The 16,587-nt window shown below is 53.6% G+C and carries 10 protein-coding genes; 2 read left to right on the forward strand and 8 right to left on the reverse strand.

The genetic code is table 11. The features are described from left to right. Nucleotides 1-85: 85 nt before the first annotated feature. From ACO064_RS10960 to ACO064_RS10975, 4 genes are all read right to left on the reverse strand, one after another. Nucleotides 86-2,503 carry an ABC transporter permease gene (locus tag ACO064_RS10960; RefSeq protein WP_421827408.1) on the reverse strand — a complete coding sequence of 806 codons (2,418 nt, stop codon included), beginning with the start codon at nucleotides 2,501-2,503 and terminating at the stop codon, nucleotides 86-88. 73 nt (nucleotides 2,504-2,576) lie between these two features. Then, entirely contained in the window at nucleotides 2,577-4,925 is a 2,349-nt protein-coding gene (locus tag ACO064_RS10965; protein ID WP_421827409.1) for an ABC transporter permease, read from the reverse strand. A 203-nt stretch (nucleotides 4,926-5,128) separates the two neighbouring features. Next, the gene (locus ACO064_RS10970) at nucleotides 5,129-7,507 is read right to left on the reverse strand and encodes an ABC transporter permease (protein WP_421827410.1); all 2,379 of its coding nucleotides are present in this window, start codon (nucleotides 7,505-7,507) and stop codon (nucleotides 5,129-5,131) included. A 371-nt stretch (nucleotides 7,508-7,878) separates the two neighbouring features. Continuing rightward, on the reverse strand, nucleotides 7,879-10,317 hold the full coding sequence (locus ACO064_RS10975; RefSeq protein ID WP_421827411.1) for an ABC transporter permease: 2,439 nt from the start codon (nucleotides 10,315-10,317) through the stop codon (nucleotides 7,879-7,881). A 587-nt stretch (nucleotides 10,318-10,904) separates the two neighbouring features. Here ACO064_RS10975 and ACO064_RS10980 point away from each other — a divergent pair. Together ACO064_RS10980 and nhaD are read left to right on the forward strand one after the other, a co-directional pair. Next, nucleotides 10,905-12,209, forward strand: coding sequence for a M20/M25/M40 family metallo-hydrolase (locus tag ACO064_RS10980; protein WP_421827412.1), 1,305 nt, complete (start codon nucleotides 10,905-10,907; stop codon nucleotides 12,207-12,209). 87 nt (nucleotides 12,210-12,296) lie between these two features. Continuing rightward, complete coding sequence (gene nhaD / locus ACO064_RS10985; RefSeq protein WP_421827413.1) at nucleotides 12,297-13,592, forward strand: sodium:proton antiporter NhaD; 1,296 nt, start codon at nucleotides 12,297-12,299, stop codon at nucleotides 13,590-13,592. 1 nt (nucleotide 13,593) lies between these two features. Here the strand turns inward: nhaD and ACO064_RS10990 are convergent, their stop codons facing one another. The 4 genes from ACO064_RS10990 to thiM all read right to left on the reverse strand — a co-directional run bounded on the left by ACO064_RS10990 (nucleotide 13,594) and on the right by thiM (nucleotide 16,573). Continuing rightward, complete coding sequence (locus ACO064_RS10990; protein ID WP_421827414.1) at nucleotides 13,594-14,244, reverse strand: TenA family protein; 651 nt, start codon at nucleotides 14,242-14,244, stop codon at nucleotides 13,594-13,596. Next, nucleotides 14,241-15,062, reverse strand: coding sequence for a bifunctional hydroxymethylpyrimidine kinase/phosphomethylpyrimidine kinase (gene thiD, locus ACO064_RS10995; protein WP_421827415.1), 822 nt, complete (start codon nucleotides 15,060-15,062; stop codon nucleotides 14,241-14,243). Before thiD ends, ACO064_RS10990 begins: the two co-directional genes overlap by 4 nt. Further along, nucleotides 15,059-15,685, reverse strand: coding sequence for a thiamine phosphate synthase (gene thiE, locus ACO064_RS11000; RefSeq protein ID WP_421827416.1), 627 nt, complete (start codon nucleotides 15,683-15,685; stop codon nucleotides 15,059-15,061). Before thiE ends, thiD begins: the two co-directional genes overlap by 4 nt. Nucleotides 15,686-15,781: 96 nt before the next feature. Further along, entirely contained in the window at nucleotides 15,782-16,573 is a 792-nt protein-coding gene (gene thiM / locus ACO064_RS11005; RefSeq protein WP_421827417.1) for a hydroxyethylthiazole kinase, read from the reverse strand. Nucleotides 16,574-16,587: the final 14 nt, after the last annotated feature.

Below are 16,587 nucleotides of genomic sequence, written 5' to 3' on the forward strand. Positions count from 1 at the left end.
GCTCTGCGGACGCCCATTTCGATATTCGATATTCGATATTCGTTATTCAATATTCAATATTCATTATTCTTTATTCCTTTCATTTTCATTCCGCCCGCAGGCTTTTTACCGGATTCATCAAGGCCGCCCGGATGCTCTGGAAACTGACGGTTACCAACGCAATGGCGGTTGCCATGACACCCGCCAATGCAAACATCCACCACTCGATGTCAATTTTATACGCAAAATCCTGAAGCCACTGGTTCGTGAAATACCAGGCAATGGGCGCGGCAATCAGCAGGGCGATCAGCACCAGTTTCAGGAACTGGAACGAGAACAGTCCGAAAATGTGCGCAGTCGATGCGCCCAACGCTTTCCGAATGCCAACCTCCTTCGTCCGCGACTCGGCCATGAAAGCCACAACGCCGTATAAACCCAGACAGCCGATAAAAATGGCGATACCGGCCAGCAACCGGAACAGGGCATACAGGCGTTCCTCAGCCGCGTAGAAATCGGCGATGGTTTTGTCCAGGTAATCGTATTTAAACAGAAAATCCGGAAAAGTAGCCGCCCAGGCCGCTTCCACTTCCGCCAGCGTTTTGCTCACCTGCGCCGAATTACCAGACACTTTGATACCCAGACTTGAATAGGCATCCCGGTGCGTAGTCAGAATACAGGGTTCGGTTTCCTGGTGCAGCGAAAACGTGTTGAAATTTTTAATTACGCCGACGATGGGCAGCCGCCGACCGTTTAGCAGAATCGTTTTGCCCAAAATCTCGTTGGGACTCTTCATGCCCAGCTTCGTCATAAACCGCTCGTTGACCAACACTTCCCGCATCGTGTCGGCGGGCAAGTTGATCCGTCCGGCCAGCAGTTTCAGCCCATACGTCCGGACGTAGGACGTGTCGGAAGGGCGCATAACGACGCCGTATTCCTCATCTTTTTCGCGGTTTTCATACCGGAAACCGGTCCACCAGTTGCCCCGGGCCGAAGGCGATGAAATCCCGAAGCTCATTGAGCTGATGCCCGGCAAACCCGTTAGTTTGGCTTGCAGCGATTCCATTTTCCCCGGTTTTTTCTCCGGAATCGGAATCATCATGATGGCGTCTTTCCGAAAACCGAGATCGGCATTCCGGAAATAATCCATCTGGTTGTAAACGATCACGGTACCAATGATGAGCGTTTGCGAAATCGTGAACTGGAGCACAATCAGCGTCCGGCGCAGCGTCAACTGCCCGCTGCCCGAACCCCGAATTTTGCCTTTCAGGGCCAAAACCGGCTGATAACCCGACAAAACCAGGGCCGGATAGAAACCCGCCAATACCGTGGTAAAGACCGCCAGCAGCAGCAGGAAGCCCAGTACCAGCGGATCACTGAAAAGCGTCGTTTGGAGTTTAATGTTGAGCAAATCAGCCACCGACGCCAGGGAGAAGTTGGCAATCAGCAACGCCAGCAGAACCGCCAGACCGGTCAGAAAACCGGTTTCGCCCAGAAACTGCCGCACCAACTGCATCCGCGAACTGCCCAAAACTTTCCGCACACCCACTTCTTTCGACCGTCGGATGGCCTGCGCCGTAGCCAGATTGACGAAGTTGACACAGGCGGTTATTAGCAGAAAAAGCCCGATCAGCGCCATCGCCCAGATCATGGATCGGCTGATGGTTCGGCCGCTGTAGTTGCTCATTTCGGTGCTGTAGTGAATTTCCGTCAGCGGTTGCAGCTCAAACCGCTGATTTTTAACATCTTCCGCACTGATGTATTTTCGGAGAAAAGGCACCAGCTTCTGTTCCATTTGGGCCGCCGGTGTGTTTTCCGGCAATGTTAGGTACAATTGTGCACCCGTGTAGGAAGAGACCCAGTCGTCCCAGTTGGTGTTGGCCCCGTATTCTTTCAGCGAAGCAAACGAGATGAGCATTTTGAACGGGATGCTGCTCGTCACCGGCGGGTTTTGCACCACGCCGGACACCAGAACGGTCAGCTTATTATCGATTTTCAGCGTGCGCCCCATCGGATCGTCGTCTCCAAAATACTTGCGGGCCAGTTCTTCCGTCAACACCACCGTACCCGGGCGGTTCAGCGCCGTGGCCGGATTCCCGCTGATCCACTGGTAGTCGAACAATCGAAAATATTCCGGCTCGGCAAAAGCAGCCACTCCGCCCGTTTCCTGAAACCGGCGCATCGTTCCTTTCTCCCGCCCGTCTTCAGCGGCAATTACGGGGTTTCGAACGTCGTGAATAAACGTCAGTTGGTGTTTCAGATCCGCAAAATCGTTTCGCATTGCAGCCAAAAACGGCAACGGTACTCCCACATTAAAACCATCTTTTGGTGCCGTATAGTGAGTCACCAGCCGGTAGGTCCGATCGGCGTTGGCATGGTGCCGGTCGAAACTCCGTTCGTACCGGATCACGATGAACAGCAGCAGACAACACGCCAGGCTGAGCGTGAGTCCGACAACGTTGATGACGGAATAATTCCAGTTGCGCCGGAAAGCGCGGAGGGCGGTGGTGAGGTAACTTTTTAGCATTGTTGTTTGAAGAGTTATGAGTGAAGAGTTATAAATGCATCAGCCAACCGACGGGCAGCCCACTCATAACTCTTCACTCCGAACGAAGTGAGGTGACCGGATTCATGCGGGCGGCTTTGATCGACTGGTAGCTCACGGTGAGGAAGGCAATGAAAACCGCCAGCACCCCGGCCGTCGCAAACAGCCACCACGACAGATCGACCCGGTATTGAAACGTGTTTAGCCATTGTGAAATCGCCCACCATGCCAGCGGAGAAGCCAGCAGCAGCGCGACAAGAACCAGTTTCAGGAAGTCTTTGGAAACCAGTGAAACAATGCTGGATACCGACGCACCCAACACTTTCCGAACGCCAATTTCTTTCATCCGCTGCTCCGCCGTGAAAGCCGCCAGCGCAAACAGTCCCAGACAGGAAATCAGGATGGCGAGTGTTCCGAAGTAATTGATGAGTGTATTGACCTGCTGTTCACCGCGGTACAGTTTTTCGTAGGCATCGTCCAGGAAATGATACTCAAACGGATAACTCGGATTAAATTCCCGCGTAACCCGTTCCAGTTCGTCGATGGCTTCGGTGGTTTTTCCTTTCTCCGTCCGCACCAGCAGATAGCTCGTATTGCCCGGTATCAGGGTTAAAATCAGGGGCGTAATCGGACTGTGCAGCGATTGCAGGTGGAAATCTTTCATCAACCCGATGATCGGGCCTTTGCCCATCCAGAAACCCACCTGTTTGCCCACCGGATTCTTCATGCCCATCATTTTAGCGGCCGCTTCGTTGATGATGTACGACGACGAATCGGCCTTGCGGGCACTCGAAAAATCCCGGCCCTCCACGAGCTGAATATTCATGGTCCTGATAAAATCATAGCCCACCGACATGGTCGCTGCATTCGAATTCTGATCCGGTTTTTGACCCGGCCAGGTCAAATCGCCGGAGGTAGACTCAATATTGACGGGTAAGCTCATCGTTACCGATGCCGAAGCAATCGACGGGGTGCGAATCAGTTCCTGCCGAAAGGCCTCCATTTTCGTATAGGTATCCCCTTCCAGCGGCACATACAGAACATTTTCGCGGTCAAGACCCAGATTTTTGGTGCGGATATAGTCCATCTGATGCGCTACGGCCAGCATACCGATGATCAGAAAAATGGATAACGTAAACTGAAAAATGACCAGCGTCCGGCGAAACAAAACCGCTCCGGAACCAAACTTCAGGGTGCCTTTCAGAATGCGGATGGGTTGCAGCGACGACAGGAACAAGGCCGGATAACTGCCCGACACAAAGCCCGTGATTAGTACCAGAATCAGGATGCCCAGCCACAGCATCGGGTCTGCCAGATTCAGCGTGAGGTGTTTGGAGAAAACGGCATTGAAGGTCGGCAAAACTACGCTCACGATGCTCAGGGCCAGAAAAACCGCCAGCAGGCTCGTCAGTACCGACTCGCTCATGAACTGCCCGATCAGCGAAGACCGTAACGCGCCAACGACCTTCCGGACGCCCACTTCCTTCGCCCGCATGGCCGAGCGGGCCGTGGCCAGGTTCATGAAGTTGACGCAGGCAATGAGCAGAATGAACAGGGCTACCAATGCAAAAATCCGCACATATTCGATCTTGCCCCCAACGGCCTTTCCGTTCTCATACTTTGCGTATAAATGCACATCCTTCATGGGCTGAAGCGTTGGCACAGGCACCTCCTTCCAGTCGGTATTGCGCCGGTAAATTCCCTTCATGCCGCCTTCCGCTTTGGCCGGATCAGCCTTTGGGTCCAGCCGGACGTAGGTCAAAAACGAGCTGTTGCCCCATTTTTTCTTCCAATCCTCCTCCTGCACGTCATAATTGATGATCCAGTCGAACTGAAAAGTCGAGTTGCCCGGCAAATCTTCAATAACCGCTCCAACGGTATAATACGTTTTATTATCAAATTGCAGGCGTTTTCCGAGTACCTGGGTCGTGCCGAAAAACTTCTCAGCTACCCTCCGCGTAATAATAATCTGATCCAGCTTCGAGTGAGCCACCAGCGGGCTCCCGACAACGGCGGGATAATCGAAAAGCAGAAAAAAGTCTTTCGTTGCATAAAACCCTTGTTGCTTCACCGATTTCTCGCCCACTTTCAGAAGTTTTTCTTCCGGAAACTGCACTTTGGCCGCGTAGCGTACTTCCGGCACATCGCGTTTCAAAGCTTCAGCCAGCGGGCCCGGTGTGACGGTATTGGTATAGATGATACCCTGAGCGGTGCTATTGGTCCGGACGAAGAAAATGTTGTCGAGATGGGGTAAAAACCGGTCGTAGCTCAACTCGTCATTGACCCAAAGACCAATCATCAGGCTACACGACATGCCGAGGGCCAGGCCAAAAATATTGATAAAGGAAAAGAGCTTGTTTTTCAGCAGGCTCCGCCAGGCAATTTTAAGGTAGCTCGTCAGCATGGGTTTCAGCAGAATAGGAAGACGTATCCGTGCTTTCTCCCAAATGGCATACCAGAATCAATAAAATACTCACAATCAATTTCTTACTAAAAAGTAAATAAAATAAAATGTCCGTAAACGGACGGTTTTCCGGCCATTTGCGGACAAATTCTTGAACTCGGATTACGCAGATTAAAGGATTAACTAGGATAGATCCTAAAGGATCATTCCGAACGCAGGGAGGTCACCGGATTCATCAAAGCCGCTTTGATACTTTGGAACGAAACCGTCAACAATGCAATCAGAATCGCCAGCGCACCCGCCAGCACAAACATCCAGACGCTCAGGCTAATGCGGTAATCAAACTGCGACAGCCAGTCGTTCAGGAAATAAGCCGCCAGGGGCGATGCCAGCAGACAGGCGACGATCACCAGCCCGACGAACTCGCGTGACAACAACCCCCACAAACTCCCCACACTGGCTCCCAACACCTTGCGAATCCCGACTTCTTTGGTCCGCTGTTCGGCGAGAGAAGCCGCCAGACCGAACAAACCCAGGCAGGCAATGAAAATGGCCAGAACCGCAAACACACCCGCCAGTTTTCCGATCAGTTCTTCCTGCCTGAACTTGCGATTATAGGCATCGTCGACAAACTGGTAATCGAAGGGAAAAGCCGGGTTGAATTTCTGAAAAATGGGTTCGATCCGCGCCAGTGCTTCGGTGGTGTTGAGATTCGGAGCCAACCGAAAAATCACGTAACGTTCAAACGGACGACCGGTGATCAGAATCAGCGGATTAACGGGCGTGTAGGGTGACTCGATGATCGAATTTTCGACTACGCCGACGATCCGCAGCTTCGTGCCGGGGTCCCAGACAAAGCTCAACTCCTGGTTCAGCGGATTTTTCAGCCGCATGGCCTTCACGGCGGCTTCGTTCAGAATGGCCGATACCGAGTCCGTGCCGTTGGCATAAAAATCGCGACCGGTTTTCAGTTTAATCCCCATCGTCTTCAGATAATCCGGCGTAGCGGCAATCAGGTTGAGCCGCATGATTTCGTCGGGGGCTTTGCCGGCCCAGTCCACCCGCGTGTCGCTCGTGATGGTGGTGGCCGGGCTGGAGGCTTTCGTCACGCTTTCGACCGCGCCGGAACCGAGCAATTCGTTTCGAGCGGCCTCGTAATTCCGATCCAGATCACTCGTCAGCGGAACCGTCAGTAACCGATCGGGATTGTAGCCAACCGGGCGGTTTTTCGCGTATTGAATTTGTTGGTAGACCAGGATAGCGCTGATGATGAACGCAATACAGCCCGTAAACTGAGCGACCACCAGCACTTTGCGCGGCCAGTTGGCGTTGCGACCAACGCGAACGCTGCCTTTCAACACCCGCACGGCCTTGAACGACGACAGGTAAAAAGCCGGATAACTCCCCGCCAAAACGCCCGTTAGCACTGTGAAGCCCAACGCCAACAGCCAGAAACCGGGTTTGGCCCACGGAAAAGAGAGCTGTTTCTGGGTGATTTCATTGAATACCGGCATCAAAAGCAGTGTCAGAATCAACGCCAGCCCCAGTGCCAGCCCGGCAATCAGCAACGATTCGCTCAGAAACTGGCCAATGAGCTGCGACCGAAACGAGCCAACGGCCTTCCGAACGCCCACTTCTTTCGCCCGTTTTTCGGACCGGGCCGTCGCCAGGTTCATGAAATTGATGCAGGCAATCAGCAAAACCGCCAGACCGACGATGCCGAAAAGCCGCACGTAGCGAATGAAACCGCCGGTGTTTTTGCCATTCTCGAACTCGCCGTATAAGTGCCATTTTTCAACCGGGTGCAGGAAAGCCTCAAAGACCGACTCCGGATTATGCCGCTTGATAAGGCCCCGCAGTTTTTGGTCGACCTTCGCAGGATCCGCATTCGGATGCAGCTCGACCAGGTATTCGATGACGTTGTTGTTCCAGTTCGTGCGGCTGCTTTCAACCCAGGGCGCGTTGGCTTCCAGGTGGCTGAACGGCACCAGAAAATGAAAATCCCAGGCGGTATTGGTCGGTAGTTTTTTCAAGACACCGGTCACCTTCAGGTCAAACGCATCGTTGAGCCGAACGGTTTTTCCCATCGGGTCCGCCTGGCCGAACAGGGCGTCGGCGGTTTGTTCGGTTAAAACGATGGAGTTCGGCTCCTGCAATGCCGTCGCCGGGCTACCTTGCAACAGGGGAAGATCGAATAGGTGGAAAAACGAATTTCCGACATTTTGGCCTTTGCGAATCAGTTTTTTATCTCCGACTTTCAAGCCGTCTTCCGGTCTCAAATTGGAACTGAGCGATTCAACCACCCGCCTGATTTCCGGGATTTCGGTCCGTATCACATTCCCAAGCGGCAAGGCCCCGTTGGGCTGCGTTGTGGTTTCACCGTTGGCGGTCCGGTTGAGCATAATCCGGTACAGATTCGCTTCGTTTTTATAAAACCGGTCGAAGGTTAATTCATCCCAAACCCAGATGCCGATCAGCATAGCAATCGCCATGCCGACGGCCAAACCCAGGATGTTGATCAAGCTAAATCCCTTGTTTTTACGCAGACTGCGCCAGGCGATTTTGAAGTAATTGTGTAGCATGAGTGGTTCGTCCTTGATGGTGCTTCAAGGTACGGACAACCCACAAAACCGGGGCGTTAAAAAAAGTTAACAAGCTGTTTGAGTTAGCTGGGAGAGCCCTGGAAGGGCGGTCTGTCAATAGTCTATAGCCGAAGTGGTAGCTCCGGAGGAGCGGTCTGAAGATATCGGCAATAGACTATTGACAGGACAGGCCTCCGGCCTTAATTCAAACAACTTCTAAGTCATCGAGTGTCGGGCGGTTTCGTTTCTATGCGAATTTTATTCGTTTCAATATCGAATACTGAATAACGAACACCGAATATCGAAGGGCCGTCGATTGCTTTCGATATTCGGCGTTCGTTATTCAGTATTCGATATTCATCTTCCCCTTTTCATTCGCTTCGCAGGCTTTTCACCGGATTCAGCAAAGCGGCTTTGATGCTTTGGAACGAAATCGTTGCCAGCGCCACCAGCACGGCGGCTCCGCCAGCCAGCCCGAACACCCACCATTCCAGATCGATTTTGTACTCGAAATTCTGCAACCACTGCCGGGTGGCATACCAGGCAATTGGTGAGGCAATCAGAAATGCGACCAGCACCAGCTTCATGAAGTCTTTCGACAGCAACGTTACGATACTGCCCACCGAAGCGCCCAGCACTTTCCGCACGCCGATTTCCTTCGTCCGTTGTTCGGTCATAAACGTTGCCAGACCGAACAGACCCAGGCAGGCAATGAAAATGGCCAGCAGCGACGCCGTGACGAAAATCTTGCCATATTGCTGCTCCGTCTGGTATTGCCGGTTGTAGTTCTCATCCACAAAGAAGAACTCGAAGGGATTGCCGGGGTAGGTCGCTTTGTAAAGCCGTTCCAGAGCCGCCATTTTCGTCTGAATCTGATCGGTGCCTAGCTGGATGGTGAGCCAGTTGCCGTAGCGGCTGGGCATGAAAATGATCGGATCGATGGCTTCCCGAAGCGACTGGTGGTGGTAATCTTTCACAACACCCATAATTTCGAAGGCCTGCCCCCAGTTGATGATTTTCCCCACCGCGTCGGCGGCTGACGGAAAGCCCAGTCGCCGGGCCCCGGTCTCATTCACCATCAGTTTGCCACTTTTCACGTAGCCAGCCTCGCATTCGGTGGTCAGAAAATTCCGCCCGGCCGCCAGGGCAATACCGTAGGTTGCCAGGTACCGGTGGTCGATGAAACCCATCGAATACACGATTTTGTCAGCCTCTGCCTGCGGATTTTGTTTCACAATACCGCTGGTTGAAAAATTGTAAAAATTCCCCGGTACGGTTCCCGTGCTGCTAAAGTTTTTGATGTAGGGTAATTGCTCCAGTTCGTGTTGGAAAGCCGACGTCCGCGCCTGAAACGACTCATCTTTCCCAACTTCCGGGCCGTGAATCACGACGCGTTGCTCCAGACTAACGCCCAGATTCTGGTTTTGCATAAACTGCAATTGCCGGTACAGCACGAAGGTGCAAATGATGAGCACCACCGACACGCTGAACTGAAAAACGACCAGCGATTTCCGCAACGCCCCCCCTTTGGCACGGTTGCCAAACGCGCCCTTCAAGGTTTGAAGGGGCTGGAAAGAGGATAATGCAAAAGCCGTATACCCGCCCGACGCCAGTGCGCCGAAAAGAAGCAAGCCCAATCCGATTAACCAGAAGTTATTGGAAATCAGAATATTCAGCGACAAGTCTTTTTTAATCAGTTCATTGAATACGGTTTGTAAGCCACTGATCAGCAGAATCGCCAGACCGAAACCGAGCAGATTGAGCAGGAACGACTCGCCCAGAAACTGACCGATCAATTGCCGCTGCCCGGCCCCGACCACTTTCCGAACGCCCACTTCTTTGGCCCGTTTCAAGGCCCCCGCCGTCGAGAGGTTGATGTAGTTGAACCAGGCAATCGCCAGAATCAGCACGGCAATTCCGCCGAGCAAGTAGACAAACGCCAGTTTGCCGGTGGTCGGATACGGATCGCTGAGCGACGCGCCCAGGTGGATGTTCGCAGCCGGTTGCAGCACCATCCGGTTCTCATCCTGCGGGCGGATTTTCATTTTCAACCGATCGAATTTGTCCTCCAGTTTTCGGGTATTCGTTCCTTCGGGCAGTTGCAGATACGTCATCAGGTACGCTCCGTCGAAACTGTCAAGCCGCGCCCAGTCGTTGCCGTTGAGGTTGGCCGGGTTCGCCAGGGTTTGCAGCGAAAACACCATGCCGAACTGCATATCCGAATTTTGGGGCATGTCGGCGTACACCGCCGAAACCGTAAAGGGCGTTGTTCCAAACTGATTGTTCATCGTCACCAACTGCCCCAGTGCCTTCGCATCGCCAAAATACTTGCGGGCGTAGGATTCGGACACGGCTACCGTGTTGGGGCGGGTCAGCGCGGTGGCGGCATCGCCCTGAACGAGCGGAAACGTGAACAGGGTAAAAAAACTGGCATCGGCATAGGCGACGTCGGTTTCCCGGAAGGCTTTCGGCGACAGGCGGTTTTTTCCTTCAGAAGCCGAAACGATCCCGGAAATCGAATTGTCGACCACCCGGCAATACGTTTTCACTTCGGGAAATTGCTGCTTCATCAGCGTTGCCACCGCCGGGGGCATATCCGGCCAGACCTCGCCGGCTTTGTTCTGCCACAACATCCGGTAGAGCGTCGGCAGGTTGCGATGAAACCCGTTGACACTTTTCTCGAAACTGATGTACTCCAGAATCAGCACAAAAGCAGCAATGCCGAGTGCCAGCCCCGCCATGTTGACGCCCGAAAAAACCTTGTTTTTCCAGAGGTTTCGAAACGCAATTTTGAAGTAGTTTTTGAGCATGGCCGTTTAGGTTTCTAAAATGGATACAGTATCTAGTCCAAACGCTGTACCAGAAAGATAAAAATCTGACTATAAGTCGTTTATGTTACACAAAAAAACTGTTTTGTCCGCAAACGGACGACCTGTTTTCCGCTTTCGGACAAGCCTCTAAAAACGTATACAGCAACGTATAAGGGTTGTTTTTTTTGCATGAACACCCCTAAATCTCCTAATTGTTCAAACTAAATAACTGCCGAAGTAGATGTTTATTAGCCCACTGCTTTAGCTGTGGGTAAATTGAAGTGAAATCAAATCATTACTAAACCGTTTTAACGGTTTGCCGGACCATGAAACCGTTAAAACGGTTCAGGTAGGTGGGGTTACTTTTCGCCTTACCCACAGCTAAAGCAGTGGGCTGATAAGCCAGTTATGAATCCGGCGGTTATTTTTTTTAAATCAATTAGGGGACTTTTGCATCTGGAAGCTTACGTGTCCAAGTCATATTTAGGGGTGTTCATGCGAAAGTCTTAGTAAGGCACGTGATAAAGATTTAGGTTAAAACCGCTATTTTTAGGCCATCTTCACGGTTTTCCTTCATCACAAAATCCATGACGCATCTTTTCAAAGCAGCGGTTTTTAGCTTAGTAATTATTTTCACCTATTCGCATGCCCTCTACGCGCAGGAGTCTGTTGCCGTCGAAAAACGCTACGCGGATGAAATCAAAACCCTGGCGAATCGCCCGGCGGTGAAGGCGGTTTTTCAACATTTTGTGGAATGGGAACCGCAGACGAAACAGGATCTGATTACGCTCACCGAAACACCGGCTCCCCCCTTCAAAGAATCGGTAAAAGCCAAAAAATATGCCGCCATGTTGAAAGAAGCGGGTGTTGATTCGGTCTGGATCGACGAAATCGGTAATGTCATTGGCAAACGCAAAGGCCGCTCCGGCCAGAAAACCGTGGTGGTCGAAGCCCACCTGGACACGGTTTTTCCGGAAGGCACCGATGTCAAAGTAAAGCAAAAAGGTGACACGCTGTACGCGCCCGGCGTTGGCGACGACACCCGGGGTTTGATCGCCATTCTGACGGTTTTGAAAGGATTGGAAAAGGCGAAGATCGAAACCGACGCGGATGTCTGGTTTGTCGGAGCCTTGGGTGAAGAAGGCCTGGGCGACCTGCGGGGCGTCAAGCATCTGTTCAAAACGAACCGTTCCAAAATCAATTCGTACATCGCGGTCGATGGCGACGGCATCAGCGAAATCGTCCATCGCGGACTGGGTTCCTACCGGTATCGGATTATGTTCAAAGGGCCGGGCGGGCATTCCTACGGCGCGTTCGGCATCGTGAATCCGCACAGTGCGCTCGGAAAAGCCATTCATTACTTCACCAACGAAGCCGACCAGTTCACGCGGCAGGGCATCAAAACCACCTACAGCGTCAGTGTGATCGGCGGAGGCACGTCAGTCAATGCCATTCCGTTCGAGTCGTGGATGGAAATCGACATGCGCTCCGAAAGTCCCGAACGGCTCAAGGGCATCGACCAATTACTGCAAGCCGCCGTGCAACGGGCGTTGAAAGAAGAGAATGGCCTGAAACGCAGCGGCCCCGATCTGACAGTTGATGTGAAGAAAATCGGCGACCGTCCTTCCGGCAAAATCGAACCGACGGTGCCGCTGGTGCAACGGGCGATGGCAGTTTCCAAACACCTGGGTGCCACGCCCAAACTGGATGTTTCGTCGACCAACGCCAATACGCCGATTTCGCTAGGGGTTCCCGCCGTCACGATTGGCAGCGGTGGCAAGGGCGGAAATGTCCACGCGCTGAACGAATGGTGGCTGAACGATCAGGGCGTTCTGGGCCTGCAAAATGTTCTGCTGGTGTTGCTGGCCGAAGCGGGTGTCGCGCAGGAATAGCGGATTCTAAGCATAATCTAATCATCCGGTTTCACCCTAAATGCCCCGATTGCACTATCTTTGGGGCTGGGCAAGCCCATCCGCTTCATGACAACACTGATCATTATCGTCTTCGTAATTGGGTATATTTTAATTACGCTCGAACACCCCATCCGGCTCAATAAAACCGCTACGGCCCTCATTACCGGCGTGATTTGCTGGACCCTCTACATCCTGAATGTCCCGGAACCGGAGCCAGTTCTGGAGAGTCTGGGGCACCATCTGGCCGAAATTGCCCAGATCCTGTTCTTCCTGATGGGGGCCATGACCATTGTGGAACTGATCGATATTCACGACGGTTTTTCCATCATCACCGACCGCATTGCCAGCCGCAATGCGCGGGTGCTGCTCTGGTTGATTTGTGGGCTGACGTTCTTCCTGTCGGCCATGCTCGACAACCTGGCTTCGGCCATCGTGATGGTTTCGGTGACCCGCAAACTGGTGAAAGATCCGGAACAACGGCGGCTGATGGCCGGTATGATCATCATTTCCGCCAATGCGGGGGGTGCCTGGTCACCCATCGGCGACGTCACCACCACCATGCTCTGGATCGGCGGTCAGGTTACGACGATGAACATCATTACCCAATTGTTTCTGCCCAGTTTGGTCTGTTTGCTGGTGCCGCTGGTGTGGCTGACTTTCACCATCAAACCGACCTCCGAAACCGAGATTGGCACGGCGAAGAAAGGCATCAGCCGACCCTACGTTACCCCGCTCCAACGGCGCGACCGGCGCACCATGTTTGCCACCGGATTAACCGCCATCCTCTTTGTTCCGATCTTCAAAACCGTCACCCACCTCCCGCCCTACATGGCCATGATGCTGGCCCTGGGTGCCGTTTGGGTGGTTTCGGAGGTTATTCATTCCGATAAAGATGAAGAACACCGCCAGCGATTTACGGCGGCTTATGCCCTCAGCAAAATCGACATTCCCAGTATTTTATTCTTTCTGGGCATTTTGCTGGCCGTCGGTGCCTTGCAATCGACTGAAATTCTTTCGAGTGTGGCTTTAGCGCTCGATGAAGCCGTCGGCGATCTCGACCTCATTGTGATGATCATCGGAGTAGCGTCGGCCATTGTCGACAACGTTCCGATTGTGGCGGCCGCGATGGGCATGTATGACATGACAACCTACCCGCCCGATGCCAAACTGTGGGAATTTCTGGCCTACTGCGCCGGAACGGGCGGTAGTCTGCTCGTCATTGGCTCAGCCGCCGGGGTGGCGGTTATGGGCATGGAAAAGCTGGAATTCGGTTGGTATCTGCGCCGGATCAGCGGACTTGCCTTGCTGGGCTACATCGCCGGTTCTTTGACCTACTTTGCCATTTACGGCCTGACCCATTGATTCAGACCGGCCAGCTTTTCCGGCGGTAGGCGCTATCCCAGAAACCATATTCCAATCGGGACGAGATCAGGTAGGCTTCGACCATGCGGTTTTTGGTGGCTTCGGAAGCCTGTTCGCCCAAACGGTCGCAGATGGCAAGGGCTTTGTTCACGGCTACGCCAAATTCTTCGCCAGCGTAGGCATCGATCCAGTTCTGGTAGGGATTGGGCGTGGTCTGGTTGGCGTAAATATAATCCCCGACCTGTTTGTAAATCCAGAAACAGGGCAGCAGAGCGGCCACGGCCACTTCGTAGGATTCGAACGTGCTGGTAGCCAGCAGGTAATTCGTATAGGCAAAACAACCCGGCGCCTTGCCGCTGGTGAAGTCGATGTTGTATTCCGCGAAGTAGCTTTCGTGCAGCGCGCGTTCCACCAGGATGGCATTTTGGGCAAACTGTAAAAATTCCAGCAGTTCCCCGCTCGTTGATGACCGGGTTCCGGCAACGGCCAGTGCCTTCGCAAAATCCGCCAGATAGAGCGAATCCTGGTAAATGTAAAATGTGAACGTTTCGACCGGTAACGTCCCGGTTTTCAGTTCTTCATTAAAGGGATGCGCCTGTATTTTTTCGTATACCGGCAACGCGGCATGCCAGAGCTGTTCCGTGAATTTCATAATCGGATTACCATGGGTTTTGGAGAAAAGGAATGATTCAAAGGGCCGGAACCACGCCCTGTGGTGACGTCTTTCCCGGCCCGAATCGCTTCGGACACGTACGATTTCGCCAGCGAAACGGCCTCGGTCAGCGCGTAGCCCAATGCCAGATGCGTGGCAATCGCCGACGAAAGCGTACATCCCGTTCCGTGGACATTCCTGCTTTCGATGTAGTCCGACTCAAAAACCTGCGTTGGTTCACCCCGAACCGCCAGCACATCATACAGCCGGGCCGCAACAAGGTGACCGCCTTTCAGCAAAACCGCCCGACAGCCCTGATCGATCAATTCTTCGGCCGCTTCCCGCATCTGCTCAACCGATTCGATCGGCTTTTTCAGCAGAATCCGGGCTTCGTCCAGGTTGGGCGTGATCAACGTAGCGCGTGGAAAAAGCTGGTTTTTCAGGATGTCAACGGTTTCGTCCAGAATCAGTTTCGCTCCGCTCGTCGCCACCATCACCGGATCGAAAACCACAAACGGCGGCTGAAACCGATCCAGAACATCGGCAATGACATCCACCACTTCGACGGTATTGATCATCCCGATTTTGACGGCGTCGATGGTGATGTCCTCAAAAACCGCTTCGAGCTGTTCCCGCAGAAAAACCGCCGGAACCGCATGAATGGCCCGAACGCCCTGCGTATTCTGGGCCGTCAGCGCCGTAATGGCCGAGGTTCCGTAGGCTCCCAAAGCCGCAATCGTCTTCAAATCAGCCTGAATGCCAGCCCCTCCGCCACTATCCGAACCCGCAATGGTCAACACCGTTGGATAGCGTTTCATCTTTTTTTTACGCCGGTTTGTATCGTTTTCTTCAATTCAAAAGCCGCCGTCCGGGGTGATTCGGCGCTACAGATCGCAGAAATCACTGCAACACCGTCGGCTCCGTTTTCGATGGCTTCGGCGGTATTCAGTAAATGCAACCCACCAATGACCACCAGCGGATGGCGGCTGTTGGCCCGCACCCACTGCAAACCGGCCAGCCCCCACGGTTCGGCATGATCGGTTTTGGAAGGCGTTGCGTACAACGGACTTAGTGCCAGATAGGAAAGATCCCACTTTTCGGATTCCCGCACGTGCTCTTTCGTTTCAGCCGATAACCCGATGATTTTACCGGGTGGCAGCAGTTCCCGTACGGTTTCATACGGCATGTCGCTCTGCCCGATGTGAACGCCGTCGGCAGCGCTGGCCAGCGCCACATCGACCCGGTCGTTGATAATCAGCGGAACGCCATACGGTTTTAACAAAGTCTTCAGCCGGATCGCCCGCTCTACAAAAGCCCGCGTGCCGAGCGACTTTTCGCGCAATTGCACCATCGTCACCCCGCCTTTGACGGCTTCCTCAACGACCCAAAAGAAGTCCCGGCCCCGGCAGGCGGTTTCGTCGGTTACTAAATAGAGCTGCATAGTTTGAAAGGCTTGCCCCTGAATCCCCTGAAGGGGACTTAGGCATACGGATGTTTCAGCGTCCAAGTCCCCTTCAGGGGATTTAGGGGTTATTTCTTATCTAATCCGCGCCAGTTCAACGAGTTTTTCGGGGGCTAATTCGGCCAGCGCATCCAGAAACGCGATCTGGAAACTACCGGGTGCGGTGGCTTTGCTGAAAGCCAGTTGCCCACAAACGCCCATCGCTGCCGCAGCCGACACAGCCGCCTGAAAAGAATCCGGTTGAACGGCACAAAACGCACCCGCAATCGCCGAAGCCGAGCAGCCCATGCCCGTCACTTTGGTCATGAGCGGATGGCCGTTTTCCACGTATGCAACCCGGTCATTCTGCACAATGACATCGATGGCCCCACTCACGCTGACGACGCAGCCCAACCGCTCGCTGAGGGAGTGGGCCGCGTCCAGACTGCTCATGGACGATGCGGTGCTATCGACGCCTTTGGTCTGCCCGCCCAAACCGGCCAGCGCCAGAATTTCGGACGCATTGCCGCGAATCACCGTCGGCGCAGCGGTTTCCAGCAGTTCGGACAAAACGGTATTTCGGTAACCCGTCGCGCCCGCACCGACCGGGTCCAGCACAATCGGTTTTCCGAGGTCGGCGGCTTTTTTCATCGCCAGCTTCATGGCCTGCACCCAGGGTGCTGAGAGCGTCCCGATGTTGATCACCAGCGCCCCCGCAATCCCCGCCATTTCTTCCACTTCCTCGATGGCGTGGGCCATCACCGGCGAAGCACCGATGGACAGCAGGGCGTTGGCGGAGTAATTCATCACTACGTAATTGGTGATGTTATGCACCAGCGGAGCCATTGCCCGCAGTGCGTTCAAATCCTGTTCAAGAGTAGTATCCACAAGCACCGGGTTTT

The organism is Larkinella sp. (assembly GCF_965227735.1).
Classification (GTDB): Bacteria; Bacteroidota; Bacteroidia; order Cytophagales; family Spirosomataceae; genus Larkinella.